Source organism: Actinomadura logoneensis, from assembly GCF_003428695.1.
GTDB classification, from domain to species: domain Bacteria; phylum Actinomycetota; class Actinomycetes; order Streptosporangiales; family Streptosporangiaceae; genus Spirillospora; species Spirillospora logoneensis.
On the sequence record NZ_QURH01000144.1, the window covers coordinates 19,459 to 31,253 of the forward strand.

At 69.7% G+C, this 11,795-nt stretch carries 11 protein-coding genes and 2 pseudogenes; 9 read left to right on the top strand and 4 right to left on the bottom strand.

What is annotated here, in order from left to right; all coding sequences use genetic code 11:
- The first annotated feature begins 17 nt into the window (after positions 1 to 17).
- The 6 genes and pseudogenes from DZF91_RS07535 (at position 18) to DZF91_RS07555 (ending at position 3,898) form a co-directional block, all read left to right on the top strand.
- On the top strand, positions 18 to 233 hold the full coding sequence (locus tag DZF91_RS07535; RefSeq protein WP_117356759.1) for a hypothetical protein: 216 nt from the start codon (positions 18 to 20) through the stop codon (positions 231 to 233).
- A 22-nt stretch (positions 234 to 255) separates the two neighbouring features.
- Positions 256 to 480, top strand: a pseudogene (locus DZF91_RS07540) (transposase); the annotation flags it as partial.
- A 363-nt stretch (positions 481 to 843) separates the two neighbouring features.
- On the top strand, positions 844 to 1,986 hold the full coding sequence (locus tag DZF91_RS07545; RefSeq protein ID WP_117356760.1) for an alpha/beta hydrolase: 1,143 nt from the start codon (positions 844 to 846) through the stop codon (positions 1,984 to 1,986).
- Positions 1,983 to 2,345, top strand: coding sequence for a hypothetical protein (locus DZF91_RS07550; RefSeq protein ID WP_117356761.1), 363 nt, complete (start codon positions 1,983 to 1,985; stop codon positions 2,343 to 2,345). Before DZF91_RS07545 ends, DZF91_RS07550 begins: the two co-directional genes overlap by 4 nt.
- A 129-nt stretch (positions 2,346 to 2,474) precedes the next feature.
- Complete coding sequence (locus DZF91_RS38815) at positions 2,475 to 2,675, top strand: hypothetical protein (RefSeq protein ID WP_147341041.1); 201 nt, start codon at positions 2,475 to 2,477, stop codon at positions 2,673 to 2,675.
- Entirely contained in the window at positions 2,672 to 3,898 is a 1,227-nt protein-coding gene (locus DZF91_RS07555; RefSeq protein ID WP_158587874.1) for a tetratricopeptide repeat protein, read from the top strand. The genes DZF91_RS38815 and DZF91_RS07555 overlap by 4 nt, the downstream gene beginning before the upstream one ends.
- A 201-nt stretch (positions 3,899 to 4,099) precedes the next feature.
- On the opposite strand, the gene DZF91_RS07560 is transcribed toward DZF91_RS07555, so the two are convergent.
- The 4 genes from DZF91_RS07560 to DZF91_RS07575 all read right to left on the bottom strand — a co-directional run bounded on the left by DZF91_RS07560 (position 4,100) and on the right by DZF91_RS07575 (position 9,521).
- Positions 4,100 to 5,410 carry a PQQ-like beta-propeller repeat protein gene (locus DZF91_RS07560; protein ID WP_117356763.1) on the bottom strand — a complete coding sequence of 437 codons (1,311 nt, stop codon included), beginning with the start codon at positions 5,408 to 5,410 and terminating at the stop codon, positions 4,100 to 4,102.
- Positions 5,407 to 6,774, bottom strand: a complete 1,368-nt coding sequence (locus DZF91_RS07565; RefSeq protein ID WP_117356764.1) for a protein kinase domain-containing protein — start codon at positions 6,772 to 6,774, stop codon at positions 5,407 to 5,409. The genes DZF91_RS07560 and DZF91_RS07565 overlap by 4 nt, the downstream gene beginning before the upstream one ends.
- 223 nt (positions 6,775 to 6,997) lie before the next feature.
- A complete protein-coding gene (locus tag DZF91_RS07570) occupies positions 6,998 to 7,969 on the bottom strand; it encodes a serine/threonine-protein kinase (RefSeq protein WP_117356765.1) in 972 nt (323 codons plus the stop codon).
- Positions 7,970 to 8,555: 586 nt separating this feature from the next.
- Positions 8,556 to 9,521, bottom strand: a complete 966-nt coding sequence (locus DZF91_RS07575; RefSeq protein ID WP_117356766.1) for an IS481 family transposase — start codon at positions 9,519 to 9,521, stop codon at positions 8,556 to 8,558.
- 325 nt (positions 9,522 to 9,846) lie between these two features.
- Here DZF91_RS07575 and DZF91_RS07585 point away from each other — a divergent pair, with 325 nt between their 5' ends.
- The 3 genes and pseudogenes from DZF91_RS07585 to DZF91_RS07590 form a co-directional block, all read left to right on the top strand.
- Positions 9,847 to 10,671, top strand: a complete 825-nt coding sequence (locus tag DZF91_RS07585) for a glycoside hydrolase family 18 protein (RefSeq protein ID WP_199486484.1) — start codon at positions 9,847 to 9,849, stop codon at positions 10,669 to 10,671.
- Between the two features lie 556 nt (positions 10,672 to 11,227).
- Positions 11,228 to 11,398, top strand: a complete 171-nt coding sequence (locus DZF91_RS39555) for a hypothetical protein (protein WP_158587875.1) — start codon at positions 11,228 to 11,230, stop codon at positions 11,396 to 11,398.
- Positions 11,398 to 11,795: pseudogene (locus DZF91_RS07590) on the top strand (helix-turn-helix domain-containing protein); the annotation flags it as partial. The gene DZF91_RS39555 and the pseudogene DZF91_RS07590, both read left to right, overlap by 1 nt.

Below are 11,795 nucleotides of genomic sequence, written 5' to 3' on the forward strand. Positions count from 1 at the left end.
GCAGCCAGCAGATCGTGATGATCGACCCCGACGGCAAGCGCTACACGTTCCGAACGATGGTCCAGATGGCCGCGGGCATGCGCGCGACGATGGGCGAGAACGCCCCGTCCGGGTTCTGCGCCACGTCGTACCAGGAGGGCGTGAAGGGCGGCGGCTCGTTCCCGGCCGGACGCGAGGCCTTCATGGCCGCCTGCCGGGAGGGCTGGAAGCTGGGCGCCCGGCCGCCCCGCTAGCTGTACTCGGCCGTGAGGTTGGTGCTCCACCAACGCCATCGAGTCGGTCAACGCCCGGATCCGCCGGGCGGTCAAGGCCCGCGGGCACTTCCCCAACGAGCAGGCCGCCCTCAAGTGCGTCTACCTCGCGGTCATGAGCCTGGACCCCAAGGGCACCGGCCGCAAACGCTGGATCATGCGATGGAAGGCCGCCCTCAACGCCTTCGACATCGCCTTCGAAGGCCGCCTCACCACCGCCCGCAACTGACCACAGCAACATCGAGATACACCGTTAACTGGACAGACCCCTGGGAGCACCTCCGCGTGCGCGGGGAGCATGCCTCCGAGCTGGCGTTCCGCATCCCGTCGAGGGGACCACCCCCGCGTGTGCGGGGAGCACGAAGGGAAGTCCCGCCGTAGCGCTGGCGCCGGGTGTCGTCCAGGCTCCGGGCGGCGTGTCGGGCGGCGTTGGCGGCGCGCGGTGGTCGAGGCGTGCGCGTCGCGTTCGGCGGCCCCCTGCTCGCGCGTGGCCGTTTTCGGTCATGCCGTTGTCGCCGTCGGGTGCGTACCTGGGGAACCGGGCTCGGGGTTCGATCGGTTCTAGTGGTGGATCTGGAAGCGGAGGTGCGAGATGACCGAAGCGGCAGCGGAGGCCGCCAAGGTGGCCGACGGCGAGCGGGTGAGTTTCACCAGCGGCGGTGAGACGATCGTCGGCCGGTTGTTCGCGGCGGCGTTCGGTGAGGGCCCGGCGCCGGCGGTGGCGATCATCGGTCCGATGACGTACGTCAAGGAGCAGTCGCCGGTGCAGTACGCGCGGCGGCTGGCGGGCAACGGCTACACCGCGTTGATCTTCGACCCGCGTTACCGGGGTGAGAGCGGCGGTGAGCCGCGCTGCCTGGAGGACCCGGTCGCCAAGGTGGAGGATCTGCGCGCGGCGGTGGGTTACCTGGCCGGCCGCCCCGAGGTGGACCGCGGCCGACTGGGCGTGGTCGGTATCTGCATGGGCGGCAACACCGCGGTGCACGCCGCCGCCGACGACCCGCTGATCAAGGTGGTGGCCGCGGTCACCCCGCATTTCCGTAACGCCGCCGCCGACGCCCAATGGCTGGGCGGCGCCCAGGCCGTCGCGGCGCGGCTGGAGCGGGGGCGGCAGGCCAAGGCCACCTACGAGGCGACCGGCCGGGTCGAGTACGTGCCGGGCGTGCACTCCCAACGCACCGACGTCGGCATGCCCGGCCTGGCGCCCTGGACCTGGTACCAGGAGCAGGCCGACCGCGGCGTCTGGGAGAACCAGCACGCGGTGATGAGCGAGGTGGCACTGCTGTCGTATGAGAGCCTGAGCGCCGCCGCGCGCCTCACCAAACCCTTCCTGCTCGTCCACGGCGCCAACTGCGCCCTGCCCGAACAGGCCGAACGCCACTTCGCAGTCGTCCCCACCCCCGGCCCGAACAGGCCGAACGCCACTTCGCAGTCGTCCCCACCCCCGAAAAACTCCATCTGCAGCCCGACACACCACACTTGGCGTTCTACGACGACCCAGTGGTCTTGGATGCCACCGCCACACGCATTACCGACTGGTTCTCGCGTCACCTTGGCCCCGGCCAAGGTGACGGCCGGAGCGACAAGGCGCCGAGCCTTTCGCGTCCGTAATGGGACCGCTGAAAGCCGCTCAGGCCAAGCTGGTCGACACTGCGCTCCGACTCGATCGGCGAAGCGCAACTGTACGGTTGCGGTTAACTTCACCAGGGAATTGCGGGCGAAGGATCAGCAGTGATCACGATTCCGAGAAAGTCAATCGGCGAGCGCCTCGCCCTCGCCATTGTCATGCTGTTTCTGGGAGGCTTGACCTTCTTATGCTACCTCAGCATACGCCACGGTATTCATGATCTAAACGTCCACAGCAAACCAAATTACAGTCGCGTGACCTGCGATGGTCACGTCATGGAACAAAACGACCACTGCACCGTGGGGGGTGGACTTTACGACACCCGCGAAATGGCCAAGGTAAACGCGGATCGCCACGACCACGAGGTGGCAGAATATGGTGTGGGTTTCATCCTCCTTGGGGGCCTCTTCGGCGTTCCCCTCGCGTTCGCCACGTTGGGCTTTTTCAAAGAGATGGTCGAACCTTGAGACAGTCGCAGCGGGTGAACGGCTGATGCCTACGGCCGGTGCCAGATGTGCGAGGTCATGTGCGGTTGTCGAGCATCGGTGTCAGCGCCGTCCGCTCCGCTCCGGGTCGGTGATGGTGAGGTGGTAGGTGTGCTTGACGTCGATCCACGCGCGGCGAGCGAGGTGGCACTGCTGTCGTATGAGAGCCTGAGCGCCGCCGCGCGCCTCACCAAACCCTTCCTGCTCGTCCACGGCGCCAACTGCGCCCTACCCGAACAGGCCGAACGCCACTTCGCAGTCGTCCCCACCCACGACAAGCTGCACCGCCGATGGACTTGGGGTGCGTCGTGACCGATGATCAACGACAGCTCGTCCAGATGTGGACACAGCGGTGCCGGGAACAGGAGCAGGCGCTGGGCCCCGACCACCCGGACGCGTTGGCCTCACGCCACAGCCTGGCGGAGGCGCATCGGACGGCCGGTTACCTGAGGCGGGCGCTGTTGTTGTTCAGGCAGGTGCTGTCTGAGCGGGAACGCGTACTGGGTCCTGATCACCCCGACACCCTCGCTTCGCGCCACGCCGTGGCGGACGCATCCCTGGACGTCGGAGACCTGAAGCGGTCCAGGGAGTTGTTCGAGCAGGTCCTGTCCGATCGGGAACGGATACTGGGCCCCGACCATCCTGACACCCTCGCTTCGCGCCATGCCGTGGCCTATGCCTACTGGCGCGGCGGCGCAGTCGAACGTGCCGTTCCGCTGGCGGCCCGGGTGCTGGCCGATCGGGAGCGGTTGCTGGGCGCCGACCATCCCGACACCCTGGCTTCACGCAACAGTCTTGCGGGGGCCTATGTAGTCCGGGGTGACCTGGGGCGGGCCCGGGAGCTGTTCGAGCAGGTCCGGGCCGGACGGGAGCAGGTGCTGGGCCCTCACCACCCGGAGACGCTCAGGGTGCGCGACAACCTGGGCGTCCTCCTAATCGAGGAGGGCCGGCCCGAGGAGGCGAAGCGGCTGCTGGCGGAGGTCTTGGACGAGCGTGAGCGGCTGCTGGGGCCCGACCACCCCGACACCGTGATCTCAGGCAACGGCCTGGCCACGGCGTCGGCGGCCGCCGGGGATCCGCAGGGGAGGCAATTGCTGGAGGCGGCTGTGGCCGCCAGCGCCCGGGTGCTGGGCGACCAGCACCCGGACACGCTGGCCATGCGGCACAACCTCGCCAGGATCGCCCTGGCGGACGGTCTGTTCCTGCGGGCAAGACAGTCGTTGGAGCAGGTCGTGCTCGCATGGGAACGGGCCCTACTCGCCGATCACCCACACGCCCTGGCCGCGCGTAACGATCTGGCGGCCGCCTGCGAGAGGTGCGGTGATTCCGAAAAGGCCATCGCACTGTTGACAGCGCTGCTGGCCGACAGCGCGCGGGTGCTGGGCGACGACCATCGCCTCACCGAACTGTTCCGCAAGAACCTCACCAACGCCCAGCGCACAGCAGCGCGTGAGGCGGAGGAGATGAAGCCGCCGGTTTTCGGTTACGGCTCGGGGGGCTTCAGCACCGGCCACTACGGGGGATGCCCCTTCTGAAGCCAGATCCCGGCGCATCCCGGGGCGCTTTTGCACGAGATCGTGGTGTTCTGGCCGCCGTGCTCGTGGCCGGGGGCCGGGGGCCATGGCGGGGGTGGCAGGTCGCGTTCTTCCGCGAGCACCGCTCATTGGAAGCCGCTCCCGCAGGTCCTGGACCGGCTGCTGCTTCTCCGCCCTTGCGGGGGCGTGGGAGGACGCCGCTCAGATGCGGTAGGCGTAGAGGTGGTCGACGGGGCCGTCCTTGTTGCCCGCGTCGTCGGTGATCGCTTCGTCCTTGCAGAGAACGAAGACGAGCCGGTCCGCTGCTGCGGGCCCGCTTAGAGGAACGCGCGTGTCGACGGAATCGGTGATCCGGGCCGTCCACCGTTGCTTTCCGGTCGCTGCGTCGAGGGTGAAGAGCAGGCCTTCTCCGGTGACGGAGACCACCCCATCGGCCACGGCGGGAGAGGCGTTGATGACCGGCTGAGGGGCGGGAACGGGGGCCCGCCATCGGGTCTTGCCGGTGCCGGGATCAATGGCGAGAACACCGGCATTGTCGCCGTGGCCTGCAACGTAGAGGACTCCGCCGGACAGCACCGCGGCGTTCGGGCCCTGGGGGGTGTCCTGGTTGGTCCAGTGGACCTTGCCGTCGGAGGCCGACACGGCTTGCAGACGGTTGTATACGTCGCGGACGTAGAACACCCCGTCGTCCCCGGTGATGAAGGCGTGCTGGTCGAACTTGTTCGCGGCGCTCGGGTCGCGGGGCCGGCTCCAGCGCACGTCTCCAGTCCTGGTGTCCACAGCGTCGAGGATGCCGCCGATGCCCACGATGCAGGCGGTGTCGCCGGTGATCCCCGGTACTCCGAGGTACAACTGGGAACCACCGCCCACCCGCCACAGCTGCCTACCGGTCGCGGCGTCCAGTCCGTACAGGTAGCGGGAATTGCACACGACGACGCGACCGGCTGATGCGGAAGGCGGGGAAAGGTAAGCGCCCGGTGAGAAGTGCCAGGTGAGCCGCCCGGTCGCCGGGTCCAGGGCCTGCAGCGTGCCGCGGCCGCCGGGATCGTTGCGGACGGTGTACAGGACGCCGTCGAGAAGTCGCGGCGCCGTGGGGCCGTAGTCGCCGGACGCGTCGTATTGCCCGTACGGTGCCTCCCAGCGTTGGCGACCGGAGGTGTCGAAGGCGTAGAGCCTCCCCTCGAAGGAGGCGTAGAGCATGGTGTCCGAAACGGCCAGCGAGTACGGGAGCTGATCATCGCTGAGGAAACCGGGGGTGATGAAGCCGGTGTCCTTGGTGGCGAAGGTGTGCTTCCAGACCGGTTTGCGGCCGCTCAGCTTGGTGGACACCGACGCGTCAAGATCGCATGCCCCGATCGTTGCTGCCGCTCCGGCCAGCACCGCGGCCCGAAGGAAAGACCGCCGCGAGAAACCTGGACTGTTCACATCCGCTCCTGGGATCGATCCCGAGAACACCTCATCCTCCCCGTCCTTGCCGCCGGCCGTGCGCGGGTTCGTGCGGGTGGGTTTCATGGGCGGGTCCGGTGGTGGTCCAGCACGAGGGTGCGCAGGAGTTTGTCGGCGAAGGTCTGGCGGGCTGGGTCCCACAGCGGCCACAGGTAGCCCAGGTAGGCGGGCAGCGCGTCGAGGATGTGAGCCAGCCGCCTGAGCAGCGCCCGGCCGAAACCGATCGGACGACCCGAATCGGCGTCGACCAGCTCGATGTGGAGCCGCCGCTTGCCTGGGCTCTGACCGGTTCGCCCTTCCAGCACCAACGCCCGCACGAGCAGGACGAAGAAGGAGATGAGGCACCCGAAGTAACCGACGTAGGTGAAGAAGTCGATGATCGAAAGCCCTGTGGTGCTCCTGTCCAGGATCGTCAAGTGCAGACGCACCCATAACACGATGAAAAAGACGGCGGCGAAGCCTGCGATGGGGGCGAGGATGAACAGGGCGTCGAGGAGGGTGGCGGCCAGCCTGCGGCTCCAGGAAGCGTATCGGGGGGCGGTCGCCGGCTGCGGCGCCGGGACGGGAAGGGCGGCCTGGCGCAGCACGGCCTCGGCGAACGGGCGGGGAAGCCAGCCGATGCCGTCCTGCGGTCGGGCCAGGGCGGCCAGCAGTTGCGCGGGAGTGGGCCGGTGTGCGGGGTCCTTGTTGAGGCAGTCGGCGATGAGCCGGGCGAGGGCCGGATCACCGATCGCGGCCAGCCGGGGTTCCTCGTGCAGGGTTCGGTGCAGCAGCACCGGGATGCTCGCGGTGCCGAAGGGGCCCTGGCCGGTGGCGGCGTAGCACAGCACCGCGGCCAGGGCGAAGACGTCTGTGGCCGGGCCGATGGCGGCGCCGGCGGCCTGCTCGGGCGCCAGGTAGCCGGGGGTGCCGAACATCTGGCCGCTGCGGGTGAGCGCGGTGCCGTCGGCGGCCTTGGCGATCCCGAAGTCGATGACCCGCACACCCTGCGTGGTGATCATGATGTTGGGGGGTTTGAGGTCGCGGTGGGTGATGCCGGCCCGGTGGATGGCGGTCAGTGCCTCGGCGAGCGCGGCCCCCAGCGAGCGCACCGCCTCCGGTGCGAGCGGCCCGTGCGCGGCGATGAGGTCGTGCAGCGACAGGCCGGGAAGGTAGGCGGTGGCCAGCCAGGGGGCCGGTCCGGTGAGGTCGGCGTCGATGACCGGCGCGGTGAAGGCGCCGCTGACCGTGCGAGCCGCGGTGACCTCGCGCTGGAACCGCTCGCGGAATCCGGGTTCGTCTGCCAGCGCGGCGCGGACGAGTTTGACGGCGACCATCCGGCCGCCGGGCGAGGTGCCCAGGAAGACCTGGCCCATCCCGCCCTCTCCTAACCGGGCGATCAGCCGGTGACCGCCGACGCTGCGGGGGTCGGTGGCAAGTAGTGGTTGCATCTGTGTCTCCGTCCGGGGGAGCGTGGAGCTGCGGAAACGGTGAGCAGGGGCACGCCCGCCAGGCAGGTCCGGGGGCAGACCCGCCAGGGCGGACCCGGCCGACCCCTCGGCGGGCCGACGGGTACTCGGTTAGATGCGCGGCACCGGCCTGGGGTTGGCGGGCCTGGACGCCCGTCCGCGCCGCCGGATCCGATGCAGGTGCGCCCGCTCTCTGGTGCCGCCGTCAGCCCCAGAAGTAGAGGGTCACGCCCAAGATCAGCGCTGGCAGGAGGAAGGCGATGGCGAGCAGGACCGGAAGCCGGGTGAGGAACCTGCGGCGTGGCAGGGCGATCGTGCGCTGGTGGATGTCGGTGGCCACCGGGGCCGGCAGCCACGTCGTTCCCCGCGGCGGCCGGGCCAGGTGGTCCAGCAGCGCACGGGCGGTGGGGCGTGCGGCCGGATCGTTGGCCAGGCAGGCCCGGACGAGGTGATGCAGGGGCCGATCGGTGATGGCGTCCAGGTTCGGCTGCTCGTGCACGATCCGGTAGAGCTGGATCTGGGCGCTGCCGGGGCCGTAGGGTGGGCGGCCGGTCGCGGCATAGGCCAGGACGCAGCCGAGCGAGAAGACGTCGCTGGCCGGTCCGCAGACGCCTTCGGTGGCCTGCTCGGGAGCCATGTACGCGGGAGTCCCGACAATAGCGCCGGTCCGCGTTATGGCCTCGGCGGCGACAGCGTGCGCGACCCCGAAATCGATGACCCGGGGACCATCCGCGCAGAGCATGATGTTGGACGGTTTGAGGTCGCGATGCACGATCCCGGCCTGATGGATGGACACCAACGCCTCGGCCAGCCCCGCACCGAGCGCTGCGACGGCGGGCGCGGGCATCGGGCCATGGCGTTCGATCGCCTCCTGCAGCGAGAGCCCCGTCAGGAACTGCGTGACCAGCCAGGGCGGATCGGCATCGGGATCGGCGTCGATGACGGGCGCGGTGAACGCCCCGCTGATGGCCCTGGCCGCCTCGACCTCCCGGGCGAACCGGGAACGGAAGGCCTGGTCACCGGCCAAGTCATGGTGGATCAGCTTCACCGCGACCGGCAGCCCCGAGACCGAACGCCCGAGGAACACCCGCCCCATTCCGCCCGCGCCGAGCCGTTTGACCAGCCGGTACTCACCGAGCCGGTGCGGATCCCCCGGCCGAAGATCGTCATAGGCCATCGTTCCTCCGTCACCGCCGCGCCCAGGCAAGCAGTCCTTCGCCCCGCAGCCGCACCCGAGCCCGCCGAGCAGCTCTCAGCATGGGATCGCTGCGCCCGCAGTGGGAGTTTCACATCACTTTCGGGTGCGGTAGCGGCAGCAAATGGCAGAGCCGGCGAATCGAAGGGTCCGCGCCCGACGGCCGGCCCGCCGGCGGCCTACGCAGGTGCGCACCTGGCCACCCAGCCGCTAAGCCCTCTTCGGCCAGCGCGAGGCCGCCCACCGATACTCCCTGACCGAGCGACCAGCTCTGAACCCACCGCGTTCGTGTCCGTGACATTTCTAAATGCCCTGACTTCCGGTTGAAGACTCTTCAGTCTCTGTGAACCCACGGAGGTCCACCAGTAGGGCCGGTTCCGGTAGGGACGACCCCCGCGTGCGCGGGGAGCACAACCTGCCGAGCAGCCAGAGGACGAAGCCGAGGGGCCAAGCGAAGAGTTCGCGCTCCTGTGGGCTCAGCTCCAAGAGATCCGCGAGCACCTACGGCGCCAGAACGCCAGGCTCGACGAGATCGACGAGCGCACAAGGAACCTCTAGCTGTACTCGGTCATGATCTTGGTGACAGTCGGGTGATGGGTGGTTTGCCGCCCAGGGCGAAGTGGGGGCGTTGGGTGTTGTAGTGCTCGAGCCAGGGGCCGAGTGCGTCGGTGCGCTGCTGGTTGCTGGTGTAGGGGCGTCGGTAGGCCCATTCGGTGGCCAGGGTGCGGTTGAGGCGTTCGGCTTTGCCGTTGGTCCACGGACAGCGGGGTCGGGTGAACTTCTGGTGGGCGCCCAGGTCGGCGCATGCCTGTTGGAAGGCGTGGCTGCTGCGGTAGTTGCGGGCGTTGTCGGTCAGTACCCGCTGGATGCGGGTGATGCCGTGCGCGGCGAAGAACGCCGCCGCGTGGGTCAGGAACGCCGCGCAGGTGGTGCCTTTCTCATCGGGCAGGACCTCGGCGTAGGCCAGGCGGGTGTGGTCGTCGATGGCGGTGTGCACGAAGTCGTAGCCGATGCCGCGGCCGCGGACGGCTTCGCTGCGGCCGTGCATCCGCCAGCCGCCGCCGTCGGGGATGCGGCCGAGTTTCTTGACGTCCAGGTGGATCATCGCGCCGGGTTTGGGGTGTTCGTAGCGGCGGTCGCTGTGGCGGGTCGCGCGGATCTGGGTGCCGGTGAGCGGGTCGCAGGCGGCCAGGGCCGGGACGCCGTGGCGGCGCAGGATCCGGGTGACGGTGCGGGCCGGCACCCCGGTGGCCGCGGCGATGTGGTCGGGCCCGGCGCGCATCTCGCGGCGGGCGGCAAGCACCCGCTCCTCCACCGCGGCCGGGGTCCGTGACGGGCTGGTGCGGGGGCCGCTGCGGCGTTCGGCCAGCCCGTCCCAGCCCTGGCGGCGGTATCGGCCCACCCAGCGGTGCGCGCATTGGCGCGAGATCCCCAGCTCGGCCGCCACATGCGCGACCGGGCGGCCATCGAACACGACACGGCGAACCAGCAGACATCTGCCATGCAACGTCAGACGGGCGTTAGCGTGACTCACACAGACCTCCGGGTGTTGGTGAAGCGAGCAACTCCACTACGCCCGGAGGTCTTCTTGCTGATCAAACACCTACCGGTCAGGTGTCACCAAGATCATGGCCAAGTACAACTAGCTCAGCAGACTGCCCCAGCAGATCCTCACTGGGCCGCAGGCGATACGCCGAAGGCGCACATCCACAGCGATGGTTTGAGTTAGAACGATACCAATGCAACACAGCTGAACCAGAGAGAGAACGGCACCGGTCAGCGGCAAGACCACCGAGGGCGGGGGCACCCCGCCCCCGCCCGGCGGGCGCACCACCTTCGCGCCGTACATCGACATCACGATGAGCACGCCGTCGCTGGCGTCCGCCGCGTCCGCGACGGGCGTGAAGAACTACACCCTCGCGTTCGCGCTCGGCGACAGCACCGGCTGCCACCCGGCCTGGGGCGGCACCGTCGCCCTGGACGACCCGCGCGTCATCGGCGACGTCCGCGCCCTCCAGCAGGCCGGCGGCCAGGTCGTCGTCGCGACCGGCGGCGCGGCCGGCCCCTACCTGGAGCAGACCTGCGGCGACACCGCCTCGCTGCTCGCCGCCTACGAGAAGCTGCTCGACACGGTCAAGACCAACGAGCTCGACGTGGACGTCGAGGCGTCCATCGACATCCCCAAGGTGAACGCCGCGCTCAAGCAGCTCCAGGACGCGCGGGGCACCACCATCAGCTACACCATGCGCGTCCAGGGCCAGGACTACGGCATGGACCCCTACTCCGTTCAGATCCTCCAGGACGCCGCCTCGCGCGGCCTGACCGTCGGCGTCAACCCCATGCTCATGGACTTCGGCTACTCCGGCGACTGGGGCGACGCCATGGTGTCCGCCGCCAACGCGAGCCTCGCGCAGATGAAGCAGATCTGGCCCGGCAAGTCCGACGCCGAACTGCGGTCGCTGCTCGGCGTCACCCCGATGATCGGAAAGAACGACAGCGGCATGACCACCACGCAGGCCGCCGCCCAGAAGCTGCACTCCTGGGCCGTCGCCAACCACATCGGCTTCGTCCGCTTCTGGTCGGTGGGACGTGACAACGGCGGCTGCCCGAACGGCCAGGTCTCCCCCACCTGCTCGGGCGTCGCCCAGTCCCCCTACGAGTTCACCGGCATCCTCAGGTACTGACCCGAGCGAAGCCCCCGAACCGGGGCGAGAGCAAAGCCAGATATGAAGGGCCTCCCGCGGCAACGGGAGGCCCTTCGGGGTCGTGGTGCCCCGCCCGAGCCATCAGACGTGGAGCCATCGACAAGCCCAAGGTAAGCGCCCGGCGGAGTTGTTCGGCAAGAACTCCGGAACGCGGTTCGGGGCACCGGCCGGGCACCGGCTCCGGCCAGAGGCCGTGACCAGCCTGAACAGGTTCTTTCATCACGGAGCGCATTGTTCATGATTCGGCTCCGCGGGTCCGCTCGTGCCTCTGCATGAGCAGGTGCCGCTCGCGCGGGAGGAACACCGAACAACAACGTCTTGATGCGGCGGAGGGAACCGCGCTATGGACCCGCCTTCTCCGGACTCCGAACAACGAATCCCCGGAGATCGCTTCGGGATCGGGGCGACATCCGCCACGATGAGCCCAAGACGGGCGCGGTCCGTCCTGCGCGGCGGCAACCGCGGAGGACGGCGACGACCGCGCCCGCCCGCGTTCCTCTCCGCCCGAGCCATCCAGTCGTCAAGGGAGCCTTCCATGACCCTTCCTCCGAGTTCCGCGCTCTGCGTCGCCTTCCCGGACGTGCGCGCGACACTGCCCGTGCCGGTCGCCGTCCTGGTGGTCGTCCTCGTCCTGCGGGGCGTCGACCCCGGCTGGGCGGTGGCCGTGGCGGCGTCCCTGGTCCCGTTGCGGACGCCCTCACGCTGATGCCGCGTCCGGAGAACCCGCTCGATCCGGAGTCGGGCCCGGTGGCGGCGTTCGCCGTCGCGCTGCGCGAGCTGCGGGCGCGCGCGGGCGCGCCGAGCTACCGGGCCATGTCGAAGCGGTCCTACTACGGCTTCACCACGCTGGCGGAGGCGGCGGCCGGCCGCCGCCTGCCGAGCTGGGAGGTCACCCGCGCCTACGTCGCGGCCTGCGGCGGCGACGTGGACGACTGGGAGCGGCGGTGGAAGCAGACCGCCGCACTCCTGCGCCCGGCGGCCGAGTCCGGCACGGACCAGAGCGGGGAACGCTCGCCGCCACCTCCCGGTCCCGCCCATCACCGGAACGGCGGCGGTCTCGTTCCGGAGCAGGTCAGGCGCGTCCCGTCGCGTCCGGGCTCGGC